Origin of the sequence: Ketobacter sp. GenoA1 (assembly GCF_003671475.1) — a bacterium.
Lineage (GTDB): Bacteria > Pseudomonadota > Gammaproteobacteria > Pseudomonadales > Ketobacteraceae > Ketobacter.
This window is the reverse complement of sequence record NZ_RCHM01000044.1, coordinates 195,839-210,194: the sequence shown is the minus strand read 5'-3', so window position 1 is coordinate 210,194 and position 14,356 is coordinate 195,839. Positions and strand designations below refer to the sequence as shown.

General features: G+C 53.4%; 10 protein-coding genes. 6 read left to right on the top strand and 4 right to left on the bottom strand.

The genetic code is table 11. The features are described 5' to 3' along the window. The first annotated feature begins 49 nt into the window (after nucleotides 1-49). Nucleotides 50-661: a thiol:disulfide interchange protein DsbA/DsbL gene (locus D9N13_RS20200; protein ID WP_290593727.1), complete on the top strand. Its 612-nt coding sequence runs from the start codon at nucleotides 50-52 to the stop codon at nucleotides 659-661. 19 nt (nucleotides 662-680) lie between these two features. On the opposite strand, the gene D9N13_RS20195 is transcribed toward D9N13_RS20200, so the two are convergent. Further along, nucleotides 681-1,913: a succinylglutamate desuccinylase/aspartoacylase family protein gene (locus D9N13_RS20195; RefSeq protein WP_290593726.1), complete on the bottom strand. Its 1,233-nt coding sequence runs from the start codon at nucleotides 1,911-1,913 to the stop codon at nucleotides 681-683. A gap of 278 nt (nucleotides 1,914-2,191) precedes the next feature. Here D9N13_RS20195 and D9N13_RS20190 point away from each other — a divergent pair, with 278 nt between their 5' ends. From D9N13_RS20190 to D9N13_RS20180, 3 genes are all read left to right on the top strand, one after another. Continuing rightward, on the top strand, nucleotides 2,192-3,679 hold the full coding sequence (locus tag D9N13_RS20190; protein WP_290593724.1) for a sensor domain-containing diguanylate cyclase: 1,488 nt from the start codon (nucleotides 2,192-2,194) through the stop codon (nucleotides 3,677-3,679). Between the two features lie 144 nt (nucleotides 3,680-3,823). After that, a complete protein-coding gene (locus D9N13_RS20185; RefSeq protein ID WP_290593721.1) occupies nucleotides 3,824-4,273 on the top strand; it encodes a phosphate ABC transporter substrate-binding protein in 450 nt (149 codons plus the stop codon). Between the two features lie 63 nt (nucleotides 4,274-4,336). Next, nucleotides 4,337-6,622 carry a PAS domain S-box protein gene (locus tag D9N13_RS20180; RefSeq protein WP_290593719.1) on the top strand — a complete coding sequence of 762 codons (2,286 nt, stop codon included), beginning with the start codon at nucleotides 4,337-4,339 and terminating at the stop codon, nucleotides 6,620-6,622. A gap of 5 nt (nucleotides 6,623-6,627) precedes the next feature. On the opposite strand, the gene D9N13_RS20175 is transcribed toward D9N13_RS20180, so the two are convergent. Then, nucleotides 6,628-7,512, bottom strand: a complete 885-nt coding sequence (locus tag D9N13_RS20175) for a LysR substrate-binding domain-containing protein (protein WP_290593717.1) — start codon at nucleotides 7,510-7,512, stop codon at nucleotides 6,628-6,630. 100 nt (nucleotides 7,513-7,612) lie between these two features. Between D9N13_RS20175 and D9N13_RS20170 the strand changes: the two genes are divergently transcribed. Continuing rightward, nucleotides 7,613-8,386: a ferredoxin--NADP reductase gene (locus tag D9N13_RS20170; protein ID WP_290593715.1), complete on the top strand. Its 774-nt coding sequence runs from the start codon at nucleotides 7,613-7,615 to the stop codon at nucleotides 8,384-8,386. A 43-nt stretch (nucleotides 8,387-8,429) separates the two neighbouring features. On the opposite strand, the gene D9N13_RS20165 is transcribed toward D9N13_RS20170, so the two are convergent. After that, a complete protein-coding gene (locus D9N13_RS20165; RefSeq protein WP_290593713.1) occupies nucleotides 8,430-10,004 on the bottom strand; it encodes a bifunctional GNAT family N-acetyltransferase/carbon-nitrogen hydrolase family protein in 1,575 nt (524 codons plus the stop codon). A 71-nt stretch (nucleotides 10,005-10,075) separates the two neighbouring features. Further along, nucleotides 10,076-11,404, bottom strand: a complete 1,329-nt coding sequence (locus D9N13_RS20160) for a PilZ domain-containing protein (protein WP_290593711.1) — start codon at nucleotides 11,402-11,404, stop codon at nucleotides 10,076-10,078. Nucleotides 11,405-11,565: 161 nt separating this feature from the next. Between D9N13_RS20160 and D9N13_RS20155 the strand changes: the two genes are divergently transcribed. Further along, nucleotides 11,566-14,109, top strand: coding sequence for an EAL domain-containing protein (locus D9N13_RS20155; protein WP_290593709.1), 2,544 nt, complete (start codon nucleotides 11,566-11,568; stop codon nucleotides 14,107-14,109). Nucleotides 14,110-14,356: the final 247 nt, after the last annotated feature.

Genomic DNA, 14,356 nt, shown 5'->3' with positions numbered 1-14,356 from the left:
TTGACTGTTTTAACAGTGGTTTATAAATTAATCAGAAAACGGGTTTGATATGAGAACAATAGCGCAAGGTGTATTGGCCGTAGTGCTGTCCGTGATGGGCAGCAGTGTGTGGGCGTTCAGCCTGGAGCGATACGTGGAGGGCGTGCACTATGAGAAAGTGGCGGGAGCAGAACGCAAGCCCGATACGGTGATGGAGTTTTTCAGCTTTGGGTGTCCGCATTGTAACCATCTGGAACCGCTGGTGGAAAAATGGTTGAAAACCAAACCGGAGGCGGTGCAGTTCACTCGGGTCCCCGCCGCCTGGAACCCCCGCTTTAAGGTCCTGGCTAAGCTTTATTACGTGATCGTGGCGCTGGGAATTGAAGATAAAGCTGTACCGGCGGTGTTTGATTATCTGCACAAGCAGAATCAGGTAATCGATGGCCGGGCCTCTGCCTGGGCCGCGCTGTCCGGGCTGGAGGTGAAAGAAGCGGACTTTGCCAAAGCCTGGGAAGATGAGCAGGTGGAGACCAAAGCCAATACCGCCGGCAGAATCTATGGCCAATATCAGATTCGTGGTGTACCGGCCATGGTGGTGAATGGCCAGTACAAGACCAGTGTCAAGATGGCGGGTTCGCAGAATGAGCTGTTTGAGGTAATCAACTTCCTGCTGACCAAATAGCGCGGTAAACCGGCCGGCATCAGCTGTCCATATCCTGAAAGGGCTCGCTGGTTTCGGTGGGGGCAATGGGGGGAGAAGTCATGGAATCCCCGTTTTCACCCTCCAGCTCCGGTTCGGTGACTGCTGCCGGGATCGGTTCTGCCAATTGCTCTTCGGTGGCAATGATGCCGATATGAAACGTGGCAAAGCCCGGGCTCACCACCTGATCCAGTGCTTTGCCCAATACGATGCCGTCCAGTGGCGAGATAATGTCGCTGCTGGTGTTGGTAATGGGGTCCACCACCTTGCCCAGCAGTTGTCCTTTCTTCACTTTTTCATCCAATTCCACCTTCGACAGCATGATACCCCCTGAGCTGGAGCGTACCCAGGTCGACTGATAGAACACCGGCTGGGGGATCAGCCAGAGGCGGACGGTTTTATACATCTCCAGATTGTGCAGCAGGTTCTTGATGCCTTTCACCCCATGGGACACGGATTCCTGATCCAGTGAATGGGGGCCACCGGTTTCCATGGTGATGGCCGGAATGCCGGAGTCCGCCGCGGCGCGGCGCAAGGTACCGGGGCCGCCACTGTGATGCAATACGCCCATGCCGCCAAAGTGGCGACTGAATTCCAGAATCATTGGGTTTTTTAAGTCACCCCGTAACTGCGGCAGGTTGGTGCGCAGGAACGAGCCGGTGTGGATATCCACCAGATAATCGCAGTGCAGAATCACTTTGTGAAACAGGGAGTGCGCCACACGGGACGCGTAACTGCCGGCGGGATTGCCGGGGAAAAACCGATTCAGATCGCGCCGGTCACTCATATAACGTGACGCTCTGCGGAAGCCATCAAGATTCACTATGGGCATCCCAATAATAGTGCCCCGCAGATCATCCGGTTCAAGTTGGTGCAGAACCTGACGCACAATTTCGATACCGTTTAACTCATCCCCGTGGATGGCCGCGGTCATGCACATCATCGGCCCCGGCTTGACGCCATGGGCGACCAGCACCGGCACCGGAGTATTCAGGCTGTTCATGGATAAGCCGGGAGACCAATGCAGGGTGCGGAAGGTACCCGGGGCAATGGTGTTATTGAGCAGAGTAATCGGGCTTGCCAGGTCGGTGTCGTTCTGTGGCGTGTTGTCCAGTGAATGGTCCTGATGTTGTACCGGAGACGGCGCCGGTTCGTCCGGTTCCGCCTCGTTGGCCAGGGCCTTCATGCTCAGTGAAAAACACAGCAGCAACAGAATGGGGAGCAAACATTTCATGTACGGTGCAGCCTTATGATTTCAAGCTAGTGTAGCTGAAACAGTGTAAGCAGTTTATATGCCGGTTTTATAACCATGGATGCGAGGGTATTCCTCTTAAAAATTATGGGCTTAATACTGAGTCGGTTTCAGCGCCGTATCGGCAGTGTTGGCTATACTGATTCTATATGCCTTTGTATGGCACGGGAGCCTTAAACGCAGTGATGCACGCCAAGGTCGGGATGTCTCTTCCTAAGATATCGAAAAACAATAAAAGTTTCAGCCTGTTATGGATGGTTTTGCGAACCTGTCCAGGGCTGTTTGTGGCGGCTGCCCAGGCGGAAACCATTGAGATTCTGTATGAGCAGGGGGAGGAGTCCGGTATTCTGGCCGGCGACTGGGGCTGGCTTCTTTTAGGCTTTTTTGCTGCTTTTTGCGTTGTCATCTGGTTGCTCCGAAACCATTACACGCAGCGGTTGGCGCAGCAGGAAGAATTGTTGGAACGTGCCCAGGAGCGTTTGCAGGATGCCCAGCGCATAGCCCGTATCGGTAGCTGGACCCGCAACTTCGAAACCGGGGAAAGCTTTTGGTCCAGGGAAGCCAAGGTGGTGCTGGGTATTGATGACCCCGCCAAGGACCTGTCCCATTACGAAAGCCTGGTTCACCCAGACGATCAGGACCGGGTCACCGAAGCCATTGCGGCAGCGTATTTTCAGGGTGGTAGTTACCAATGCGATCACCGGGTGGTGTGTGATAACGGGAGTGAGCGCTACATTCGCCTGGCGGGACAGGTTTTTTTAGGCAAAGGCAGCAGCCCCGTGCATGAAACCGGTACGGTGCAGGACATCACTGATCGCAAGTTGGCGGAGCTGGCCCTGCAGCGAAGTGAAGCCCGTATGCGATCGATTTTGAGTGCCGCACCTTATCCCATCCTGATTGTGGAGCTGACGGAGGAATACCCTGTTCTGTTTGCGAATGAAAGCGCCTATGCGTTATTTGGCATTAGCCAGGAACAGACGCCTGAGGAGCTGAAATCCAGGGAGTTCTGGTCAGATCGGGATGATCGAGAGAATTTTATTGAGTCGGTGCTCACCGAAAGTCGGGTTTTTGAAACCGAGATGGTGATGAAATCCCGGGATAACAAAACATTTTGGGCGTCTCTCACCGGCAGCAGGCTGGAATTCGGTGGGATTAACTCGGTTTTTATTTCCATTATGGACATCACTGACCGCAAGCGTATCCAACAGGAACTGGAGCGGTTGGCCACCACCGATCCGCTGACCGGTGTTTTTAACCGGCGCAGCTTTTTTGATACGGCGTATAAAGAAGTGCGACGGGCGGTACGCTACAGTCAGCCGCTTGCCATTTTGATGCTGGATATCGATAACTTTAAAGCGGTGAATGATAACTATGGCCATCAATTTGGTGACACGGTGCTGCGCCGTTTCGCGGAGCTGGTGAAGAGCAGCCTGCGGGAAGAGGATTTACTGGGCCGGGTGGGGGGTGAGGAGTTCTGTGCCCTGCTGGTGTCCTCTCAGGAGCGGGGCGCCTATCTGGTGGCAGAACGCATCCGCAAGCGCTGGATGGAAGAGGTGTTTGAGCTGCAGGGGAGTCAGGTTAGCTTCAGCGTCAGCATCGGCATCGCCATTATGCTGGATGAGACAGAAAGCATGGAGGACATCATGGAGCGCGCCGATGTAGGCCTGTACACAGCCAAACGCTCAGGGCGAAACTGTGTCATTGTTCACAATGGTGACACTCATACGTCAAAGCAGGGAAAAAACTAGCTTGAACGCTATATAAGCCCAAGAATTTATTGAAGAAAGCACAGATATGTACTTTTATTAGAGGAAGTGGCGCACAAGTGCCGAAACATCAGTATGAATGGAATCGGATACAACACCGCAGAATAATGAGGATGAGGTAACAAAATGAAAGCACACAGGGTGCTGTTGATCTGGAGTTTGTTTTTTTGGGGAATCCAATCTGCTTCTTCAGCCAGTGGTGAGCTTGCGATTATTGTTAACAACACAAACGACATTCAGGAAATCAGCGTGGAGGATGTGGCCAGCATATTTCTCGGTAAAAGCCGCCAGCTTCCGGATGGCACCAAGGTGGTTCCCCTGGATCAGTTGGAAGGGAGCGGATTAAAGCAGGAGTTCTATGCCAAGGTAGTGCGTAAAACATTGCCTCAGCTCAATTCGTATTGGTCACGACTCATTTTTACCGGTCGGGGGCAACCGCCCTTTGCAGTCTCGGGTAATAGTGAGGTGTTAGAGTTTATTGCGTCCAACCCGAACATGATTGGTTATGTTGACGTCAGGGCTCTGCAGACCGCCGCCAACCTCTCCAACGTGAAGGTTTTGCTGACGATCCAGTAATTGCAACATTTGTGTTAAGGCCGCACTGCCCCCGGCAGTGATGACGTCAAGGATGAGCTGTTGGTGAAACCCAAACACCTAATATATGTTGCTTCATTGTTGGTGATTGCCGCGCTTGCCATCACCGCATTGAATCACACCATGCAGCGCCAGCAGGAAGAAATTTCCCGCCAGCTACGGGCATCATTAGACAGCCAGGCGCGGATTTCCACGTTAATTCACCAGCTTGGTTACACCGGTTTTATCCATAATTTCAAGAATTATGTGCTGCGCGGAGAAGAGCCCTATTATCAGGCAACGCTGGAAAATCTGAAGCAACTTTCCACGATATTCAAATCCACTCAAGCCCGTTCCGACAACCCTTCCATTGATGCGCAGGTGAAACTGATTGAGCAGGTGGTGCGCAAGTATGAACTCAAGCTGGAACAGGCTCGCATGCTGCACAATCAGGGTGCCTCCGTTGAGGAGATCGATCAATTGATTCGGGTGGATGACATGGCGGCCTCCGCAGCATTGCGGGACTTGATCACCCAGTTTCACATTCAGTCTGCGCAGTTGCTGCGGGAAGATGCCAGCGGTCAGAGACGGCGCGATACATTGTTGCAGCTGGTTCTGGCACTGAGCGTGGGTACGGTGGTGGTGGTAGGGGCACTTTCCTGGGTGGCATTAACCGGCTTGCGTGCACGCCTGCAAGAACACAGTAAAATATCATCCCGGCAAAAATTGTTGGACGCGGCACCCAACCCGATTCTGGTGGTGACGGAGTCCGGTACCATTGTAGTGGCAAATCAGGGGGCCGCAAAACTGTTCGAATGTGAAAGCGATGCATTGATCGGCCGCGAGATAGAAGAGTTTATACCGGAAGCAGCGCGGGGTGATCACATCGAATATCGCAATCTGTTTTTCCGCAGTGGTGGTGAACGTACTATGCGTAATCCGGTGGCCTTATCCACCGCACGCAATGAAATCAAGCGGGTGGAAGTGCAGATCGGGCTCTATCAGATTGAGCAGGAACGTTTCGCGGTGGTGAACCTGCTGGATGTGTCCAAGGTGGAGAACATCGAGCGTCACGCAGCCCAGCTGGAAGAACATTTCAGAATGACATTTGAACTGGCCCCGGTGGGGATTGCCCAGATCAGCCTGGAAGGTCATTTTCTCAAAGTTAATCGCCAGTTGGCAGCTATTCTGGGTTATCCCAGGCGCGATCTGGAAGAGATGAAGCTGGATGATTTGACGCCGGTTATGGAGCGTAATGCCAATCGCCTGACCATACGGCGCCTGATCAGTGGTGAAGTGGAACACCTGCGCTTCGAAAAGCGGCTGTTGGACAGTAAGGGCCAGGATGTGTGGGTCACCTTCACCATGACACCCTACCGGGGCGAGTCCAGTGTTCCTGAGTATCTGATTGCCATCATCGAGGACATCTCCTACCGCCGTAAGTATGAGGAAGAGTTGTTGGCGTCGGAAGCGAAATTCAAAAGTATTGCCAATCATGTTAACGCCGTTGTCTGGATGTCCACGCCGGGTATCACCAAAGTGCTGTTCGTCAGTAATCGCTATGAACAGATTTGGGGGCGCACCATCGAAAGCCTGATGCATAATCCTACCAGCTTTATGGATGCGGTGCTGCCGGAAGACCGGCACCTGCTGAATGCAGAAGTGGATAATCATCGCAAGGGAATTTGGGATGTCAATTACCGCATATTGGGCCGTGATGGAACGGTGCGATACATCCATGATGAAGGGCTACCGGTTCGCTCCGCCGCCGGTGAACTGCTGTTTATGGTGGGCATGGCCAGAGACGTCACCGAAGAACGCATGGCACAGAAAAAGCTGGAGCAGAGCAATCGCCAGTTGGAACAGCTGGCAAAATTTGACCCTCTGACCATGGCGGTACGCAGGCCCTACGCCATTGCTGACCTGAATGAGTGTATAGCGCTTCAGCGGCGCTATGGAACGGTGGCGACCCTGCTGTTCATTGACCTCAATGATTTCAAGCAGGTCAACGACAATTACGGCCATGAGGCCGGTGATCAGGTGCTGGTTGAGTTTTCAAAATGCATTCGCGCCAATGTACGTGAAACTGATGGTTTCTATCGTTACGCCGGTGATGAATTTCTGTTGCTGCTGCGGGAAACAGGCGCCGGTGAGGCTGCGCAGTTTATTAAAAAGCTCGATGAGGTGTTGGTTTCCATCCGGCTGAGTGAGTATGACGATGTGGGGATTGCGATTTCCTATGGCGCGGTCACCCTGGGTGAGGTGGAAATTGGGGATGCCAATCATTGGATCAAGCTGGCCGATGAACGCATGTATCAGCATAAAAAATCAACCAAACCCGATTCGCGGTGATGGGATTAATGGAAGAGCTCCAGGCACAGGGCAAGCCAGGCATCAATACTGCTGTTGCGGTATTTTTGCCGGTGCAGGATAAAATAGAATTCACGCTTCAGGTTGCGTTGCGGCATGGGCAGAGGAACCAGGCTGCCACGGGCAAACGCCTCCTTTAAGGCCACCCGTGACAGGCAGCCGATGCCCAGGCCGGCTTCCACGGCACGTTTTATCGCTTCAGTGTGCTGCAGCTCCAGCAATACGGTGAGTTGCGGCAGAACACCGTGCATGGCCCAGTCAAAGGTCTGACGGGTACCTGAGCCTTGTTCCCGCAGTATCCAGTTGGCGGCCAGGATATCCTGGTCGGTGAGCTTCTTTTTGTCGGCATAGGGATGCTCCGGGGCACAAAATGCCACCAGTTCATCCTTCATCCAGGGGGTGATGTCCAGCTCCGGGTCGGACAGCTCACCCTCGATCAGGCCCACATCCAGTTCAAAGTTTTTTACTTTACGGGCAATGCTGGCGGTATTGGCCACGTCCAGCTCTACTCGCGCTTCCGGTTTATCCTGCAGAAAACGGCTCATGATATGCACCGCCAGATAGTTGCCGATGGTCAGGGTGGCACCCACTTTCAGGTGGCCGATGGCGGAGTGTTGCTGCAGGGCCACCTCCAGATCTTCCGCCTGCCGCAGCAGCGCTTCCGACTGGCCGCGCAGGGCGTGGCCCAGGGCATTCAGTTGCAGCCTTTTGCCCACGCGGTCGAATAGCTTGATGTCGAACTGGGATTCCAGCTCCGCCAAAGCGCTGCTGGCGGCTGACTGGGACATGGACAGGCTGTCGGCTGCCCGGGATATATTCTCGAAATGAGCTGTGGCCAAGAATACCTGGATCTGTCTAAGGGTAAATTTCATATCTATAAAATCGATTAATTATATCAATATAAACCATTTTACCAATAATCTGCCCAGTTCTATAGTGTCAGCCAGTATTCATTGCAGCGGGAGCATCACCATGGCCAATCTGATCACCGAACGTGTCACCAGTGTGCACCACTGGAATGAGACTCTATTCAGCTTCACCACCAGCCGCGATCCGGGCTTTCGATACAAAAACGGTCACTTCACCATGATCGGCCTGGAAAATGAAGGGCGCCCGTTGCTGCGGGCTTACAGTATTGTAAGTGCCAACTATGAGGAGCAGCTGGAATTTTTCAGCATCAAAGTGCAGGATGGCCCGCTGACCTCCAAACTGCAGCACCTGCAGGTGGGTGACGAGGTCTTTGTCAGTACCAAGCCCACCGGAACCCTGATCGTGGATCATTTGCACCCGGGTCGCAACCTGTACCTGTTGAGTACGGGCACTGGTCTGGCTCCGTTTATGAGCATCATCAAGGATCCCGAGGTGTATGAGGCCTATGACAAGGTGATACTGACCCACGGTGTGCGCCATGTGGCGGATCTGGCCTATGAATCCTTCATTGCCGATGAGTTACCCAATAACGAATACTTTGGTGACGAGGTGCGCAGCAAGCTGATCTACTACCCAACCGTAACCCGTGAGCCGTTTCGAAATCAGGGCCGACTGACCGATCTTATGGAAAGTGGAAAACTGTTCAGCGATATCGGCCTGCCGCCGATGGACCCGGAGCATGACCGCTTTATGTTGTGCGGCAGCCCTTCCATGTTGAAAGACACCTGCCGCATACTGGATGAGCGGGGCTTTGAGGAGGCCCGTCATGGTGATCGCGGGCATTATGTGATCGAGCGGGCCTTTGTCGAGAAATAGTGTTGAAAAACAGGCCCACCCCGGTGCCTCGTTTGTAACCGGGCTATTTGCCGCGCCAGTTCAGGCTGTACAGATCGTGTCGTCGGTCCTGCAGGTTTTTCACGGTGCCGTTGTTGCGCGCCATCATTAAGGTCTCCGGGCGTAAATCGGCGAAGGCAATCATCTCCACATTGGGGGTGGTGTCCGCGGCAATGCCGTCCCGGGAGAAGGGAAAGTCGCAGGGGGTGAGAATGCAGCTCTGGGCATATTGGATGTCCATATTATTGACCTTGGGCAGGTTGCCCACGTTACCCGACATCACCACATAAATCTGATTTTCCACAGCGCGGGCCTGACAGCAGTAGCGTACCCGCAGATAGCTTTGTCGTTCATCGGTACAGAAGGGCACGAACAGTATGGAAATGCCCTGGTCGGTTAGATGGCGGGCCAGTTCGGGAAATTCCGAGTCGTAACAGATCAATACACCAATGGGGCCGCAATCGGTCTCGATGGCCTTCAGCGTGTTGCCGCCCTCAATATTCCACCAGTACACTTCATTGGGAGTAGGGTGAATTTTGGGTTGCTCGTGAATGGTGCCGTCCCGCAGAAATATATAGGCGATATTCTCCACCCGGCCGTTGGGCATGATGGTGGGGTGCGATCCGCCAATGATGTTGATGTTATAGCGCAGGGACATGTCCCGCAGCGCTTCCTTGAACTGGGGCGTGTATTTGGTGAGGGCTTCCATGGATTCCATGGGTGACAGAGCCTGATCCTCGATGGACAGCAGCTGCAGTGCGAACAGCTCGGGGAAGACCACAAAATCCCCTTTGTAGTCGGCCACCACATCCACGAAATATTCCACGATGGAAAGAAACTCTTCGAAGGAATGCACCCGCCGTTGCATGTATTGGACCGAGCCGATGCGAATGGAATCCGGCACCCTGCCACCGTACTTTTTCTTGCCTGCATTGGGTTCATCCACCGGTACCTTGGGGTTGCGCCACATTAGATGGATGGCGTAGCCCTTGGACTGGACATCCGCATCCAGATAGTGGGGGATGATGCCGATGACCTCAAAACCGTTGTTGATCTGAAAGGTCAGCACCGGGTCACGCAGCTTCTTCTGAATGACCTGCTCCACATATTCTTCCACGGAACCGAAGCGCTTCAGGCGGTTGGCCAGGGTCGGCAGGCGGCCGCCGAAGACGATCCCTTTCAGGCCCAGGCTTTCGCACAGTTTTTTGCGCTCATTGTAGAGCCGTTGCCCCAGTCGGTAACCGCGGTAATCAGGGTCGACCGCCACTTCCATGCCGTAGAGCCAGTCGCCGTCGGGATCATGGCGGGAGGCATAGCCGTTGCCGGTGATCTCCGTCCAGTTGTGCTCTTTCAAAGCCAGGTTCTCGTCGATGCGGAACGTGGCGCAGTAGCCCACCACGGTATCATTGATGATGATAACGAACTGGCCTTGGGGAAAGTGGTTGATCTGGCCGGTCACAGCCCCCTCAGAGTATCCATACATGCCGGTATTGGCGTAAACCCGATTGCTGAGATCACAGATGCCGGCGACATCGCCCAGGGTGGCATTGCGGATGGTAATCTGATTTTTTGGATTGGAGAGGCTGTTCTTGGAAGACATATACTTTCCTGTGAGTGGCGAGGGTACAGGAAAGTATATGTCTTTTCAGCGCGTAACTCGATGCTTGTACGCTATTCGTCCAGGGGTTTTATGAGTCTTCCCTCAAATCCGATGCTGTGGGCGGTATGGCAGAAGCTGTCGAAATTACCCACATCGGTATCTTCCTGTTCCTTGAGCACCAGGGCCTCCACCAGGCAGCCGGGGATGGCGCGGTTGTTCCAGCCGGGCATGCGCGGCCACATGGAAAATTCCTCGTGGAACAGCACGATTTTCTCCACCTCGATGTCCATGGCTTTCATTTCCTGCCGGGCTTCAAGGCTGATGCAGGGGTGGGTGTCGTCAGCCACCAGGGAGCCGGCCGGCAGGTAAGGAATCACATTGCGTATGGCATCACCGTGATGGGTCAGCCCGATGAACAGTCTGCTGCTGTTGAGAATGTCGGGATTACTGCTGCGGATGATCTTGCCTATGGGCGTGTAGATCTCTTCTTGCTTGTCATAACGCGGGTCAAAGGCAATTACGGTGCGAAACACGCGGGTCAGATCTTCGCACACCATGTTGCCGATGCGGCCGGCGCCGCCCAACACGACAATGCATTCTTCACCGCTGTACTTGGGGAGTGCCTTCATTTGCCGGCCCACGTCCCAGATCATGTAGCGGGTGCCCATGGATCCGTCCACGTAGGGGCGCTGGATTTCCTTGCCGGCCTTCATGACAAAGTTGGGTAACCTGCCAACCAGGGCAATGGTATCAATATGAGGAAACTCGTCCTGCAGTTGTTGCAGGTACGTGCGCACTTTGTTGGAATCTTCGGCCAGTTCGTGTTCATAAAACTTCGACGCCACCATGATGCCGGTGCGGTTGCGATTGCGAATCACGCTGCCGATCATCAGCGGCGGTATCAGGCGCGCCATGAAAGGGGTGTAGTACGTGCCGACGTCTTTCTCATTGCCGTACACGGCGAAGATAAAGCTGGGATTGATCAATTTAAGCAGGGGTTTCCGCAACAGCGTATTGGTGACCAGAATGGCCAGCCTGCGGGTATTTTTCCAGAAACTGCGCTTGATGGCCACTTTGGCCCGCTGATGCCAGGGTGCAGTTTGAATAATGCCCGTAATATCCTGTTCGCTGAAGCGGATATTCTCCAGTGATAAACCGATCTGATTGTCCGACACCCGAATGATGGTGGCCGGTACCGACAACTTGGACAGTCGATCGAAGGTAATGTTTACAGTTTGACCAGGGGTGAGCGTCAGTTCGCTGGGCTTGGCGATGCAAATGCCACTTTCGGAGACATCCCGGGTTTTGGTGTTCAAGCCATTGTCGTCCATGCTGATTGAAACCGATGTCTTGATGTTGGTGCGCGCGTGGCGGCGGTACTCTCCGTGTAATGTGCTCATTCCAAAGTTCCATCTATAATGATTACTTAGCATTGGAAGTCTGGACCAGATTTCAGATTCGTCAAAAAACAGAGTGCGAAATATTGAACGGATTCAAGTTAATGGTGAGAACCTTGTGGAGGTCTTGCCGGCAGCTGACAACCACTGGAATTGGTTTATTTGTGATCAGTTCGCTGTTTGCAATGTGCTCAACGTCGCAGGCGATGGAGCATATTCAGACTGAAAAAGCGGCCTATGATTTCTACAACCTCAATGCGTTTGTCAGTTACCAGGTTGATACATCCCGCACGCTGGCGCTGGATGATGTGTTGACGTCCGATGCCTGGGTCAGGAATACAGCCGGCCATGTACTGAACTTCGGGTTTGTGGATTTTGCGGTGTGGCTCAAGCTGCGGGTGAACCTGGCGCAGTACAGCGATCAGCGCTGGCATCTGGTAATCCCCTATCCACTGCTGCAGAAGGTGGCTATTCATGCTTATGACCCCAGCGCTGGACGGGTGCTGTGGAGCAGTGATCTGCAAACCGTGCGCAGGGATCCCCATACCTTTCGATCCCACAATATCAATTTCCCGATTCCCGATTACATCAACGGCGAGGTGGATTTTTATATCCGGGTGGAATCCACTACCTCATTGCAGATTCCGGTGGAACTGTGGACCGTGGAGTATCTGGTTTCCCGCCAGAACATGGAGGCGTTGTTGTGGGGGGTGTATTTCGGGGTAATCGTGGCGTTGCTGCTGTACAACAGCTTCCTGTTTATCTCTATGGCCGATGTCACCTATGGTTACTATGTGATGACGTTGCTCTCTATCGTGGGTTTGATGCTGTCGATCTCGGGGTTGGGGGCACGTTATGTCTGGTTGAATGCGGATTTGACCCGTTATGTTTTACCGCTGTCGGCCTGTTTTACCCTGTTCTGGTTGCTGTGCTTCTCACTGTGTTTTTTGCGCAGCGAGAGCCTGGGCACGGTATTGCAACTGGTGATGCGGATTATGTGTGTGGTCAATTTGTTGGTGGCGGTCTATGTGCTTTATGTGCCGGATAATGGCGCTTTTCTGGCCGGGTGTGTGGGTGCCCTGTCGATGCTGCTGGTGTTGATTGCGGGCATCAGTGCCTTGATTTCGGGAATCGAGATTGCGCGCTATTTTGTTTTTGCCACCGCTGCCCTGGTGTTCGGCAGCAGTTTGTATTTGGCAAATATATTTGGTTATATCGAGCCGTCCCAGTTGACTAACCATGCGTTTCAGGCAGGCTCAATGCTGGAAGCATTGCTGTTTTCCTTTGCCCTGGCCCACCGCATCAAAGAAGAACGCCGACATAAGTTGATTGCCATGGAAAAGATGAAGGCGGCGCAGCATGCCATCGTTCAGGTGCAGGATCAGGCTTTGCAACAGGCGCTGCACGATCCCATCACCCACTATCCCAATGATTCGTTGTTGCTGAACCGGCTGGGTGAGTTGATTGATCATCGTTCCGGGTACGATTCATTTGCCCTGGCCATGCTGTACTTTCCTCAGTTCAAGGAGATTTCATCGTCCATGGGGCGGCGCCTGGCGGAAGATTTGTTTGCCCGGGTCAGCGCGCGTCTTAATCAGGAATTGTCGACGGACATTCAAACCATCACGGTGGAAAAATCCGCGCGTTTCTACATCGCGGTAACCGAATTCGGCAGCTTGGCACTGCTGGCCAAAATGGGCGAGGGTTATCGATCCATTCATGAGTTTATTGACCGGGTGATGCAGTTGCACGAAACGGCCATTGATGTTGGTGGCACGTCTGCGCGCCTGAAAGCCAAGTGTGGTATTGCGATTTATCCCAAGCACGGTGACCGGGCTGATCTGCTGGTCCAGCATGCCAGTGCCGCACGGGATTATTGTTTCCGCGGTTCGGACAATATCACCATCTACAGCTCTGATATCGATGCCTTTGGCCGGCGCCGCCTGGCGATCGCCGGTGAGCTGGTGGAAGCGATCCGTGTGCGGGAGTTGGATTTGTACCTGCAACCGCAGTTTGATTGCCGCACCAATCGCTTGTGTGGTGCCGAAGTGTTGTTGCGTTGGAACAGCGAGAGCTTTGGTGTGGTTTCTCCGGTTGAGTTCATCGAGGTCGCGGAGGAAGCGGGACTGATGCCGGAGCTGAGCCGTTATGTTATCGAAGAGGCTTTCAATTTGCTGCACGGCTTCAATGAGAGCGGGCAAATACTCACCTTGAGCATCAATTTGTCTATCCAGAATCTGATGGAAGCAAAGTTGATTTCATTTGTGACGTCTATGGCGGAGTTGCACATGGTCAACTTGTCGGATGTGGTTTTTGAAGTGACGGAAACCTCATCCAGCGATAATTTTGAAACGGTGATCGAAAACCTCAATCAATTGGCCTCCACTGGATGCAGTATCGCACTGGATGATTACGGTACCGGCTATTCTTCATTGGCGTATTTGAGCCGCCTGCCCATTCATGAGTTGAAGATCGACCGCAGTTTTATCAGCCAGATGGGTCGCAACGACAGCGATTACCGCATAGTGGAAAACACCGTGAAACTGGCCCGTGCACTGCAGATCCAGACGGTCGCCGAGGGGGTTGAGGATCAGGAGGCCCTAACGGCGGTTACCCGCATGGGCTGTGACCGGGTGCAGGGTTTTTATCTGGCCAAACCCATGCCGGTTTCTCAATTCAGGGATTGGGTATTGCGGCGTGCCAGCTGATTGCTCATGTAATGATAAAAGGCCGCGCTGTCCTGCTCCCACAGTGTAATCCACTGCAGCACTTCGATTTTTATCCCCTTGACGAATGATTCGAATGCCTGCCCGCGCCGGACATGAAATCCCTTAATGTGTATCCACAGGATGAGTGGTGTGCCACATTTTCATGCATTCTCGCGCCAAATGTTTCATGGTTCGCTATCATTAGTGGAAGGCTTACTATAACTATCAGATTTATAAAGATTAAAAA

Bases quoted from the DNA above. Each gene is read 5' to 3' on its own strand.
- D9N13_RS20200 (WP_290593727.1), top strand. From the start codon at position 50: ATGAGAACAATAGCGCAAGGTGTATTGGCCGTAGTGCTGTCCGTGATG.
- D9N13_RS20195 (WP_290593726.1), bottom strand. From the start codon at position 1,913: ATGAAATGTTTGCTCCCCATTCTGTTGCTGCTGTGTTTTTCACTGAGC.
- D9N13_RS20185 (WP_290593721.1), top strand. From the start codon at position 3,824: ATGAAAGCACACAGGGTGCTGTTGATCTGGAGTTTGTTTTTTTGGGGA.
- D9N13_RS20175 (WP_290593717.1), bottom strand. From the start codon at position 7,512: ATGAAATTTACCCTTAGACAGATCCAGGTATTCTTGGCCACAGCTCAT.
- D9N13_RS20170 (WP_290593715.1), top strand. From the start codon at position 7,613: ATGGCCAATCTGATCACCGAACGTGTCACCAGTGTGCACCACTGGAAT.
- D9N13_RS20165 (WP_290593713.1), bottom strand. From the start codon at position 10,004: ATGTCTTCCAAGAACAGCCTCTCCAATCCAAAAAATCAGATTACCATC.
- D9N13_RS20160 (WP_290593711.1), bottom strand. From the start codon at position 11,404: ATGAGCACATTACACGGAGAGTACCGCCGCCACGCGCGCACCAACATC.